The organism is Pseudorhizobium marinum, from assembly GCF_000705355.1.
Taxonomy (GTDB): Bacteria; Pseudomonadota; Alphaproteobacteria; order Rhizobiales; family Rhizobiaceae; genus Neorhizobium; species Neorhizobium pelagicum.
Window position 1 is genome coordinate 1 of sequence record NZ_JMQK01000077.1, and the last position, 562, is coordinate 562.

1 protein-coding gene is annotated in these 562 nt (G+C 61.9%); it reads left to right on the forward strand.

Features of this window, described 5'->3' with window-relative positions:
- Nucleotides 1–23 precede the first annotated feature (23 nt).
- Nucleotides 24–562, forward strand: a 539-nt coding sequence (locus EO99_RS0125455; RefSeq protein WP_037113188.1) for an ABC transporter transmembrane domain-containing protein, incomplete at its 3' end; no start/stop codon positions are given.

Sequence of the window (562 nt, forward strand, 5' to 3'; positions counted from 1 at the left end):
GTGACGCCATCAAAGCAGGACAGATGACCGACATCCTTCGCCGATTCGCCGCCTACTATCGTCCGCACCGTCGGCTGTTCCTGCTGGATTTCTCCTGTGCGGTGGCATCGGGCCTGCTGGAGCTGGCGTTTCCGATGGCCGTGACGCTGTTCATCGACCGGCTGCTGCCGACACAGCGACTGGATCTCGTCGTCTTGGCGGCGCTCGGTCTTCTCGTCATCTACCTCTTCAACGCCGGGCTGCAGGTGGTGGTCACCTACTGGGGCCACATGCTCGGCATCAACATCGAGACGGAGATGCGCCGCAAGGCCTTCGACCATCTGCAGAAGCTGTCGTTCGGCTTCTTCGATAACCAGAAGACCGGCAATCTGGTGGCGCGGCTGACCAAGGATCTCGAGGAGATCGGCGAGGTGGCGCATCACGGGCCGGAGGACGTCTTCATTGCCGTGATGACGCTGATCGGCGCCTTTGCACTGATGATGTGGGTGCATGTGCCGCTTGCCACGATCACCGTCATCATCGTGCCGCTGACCGCCGTGGTCACCACGTTCTACGGCCAGCG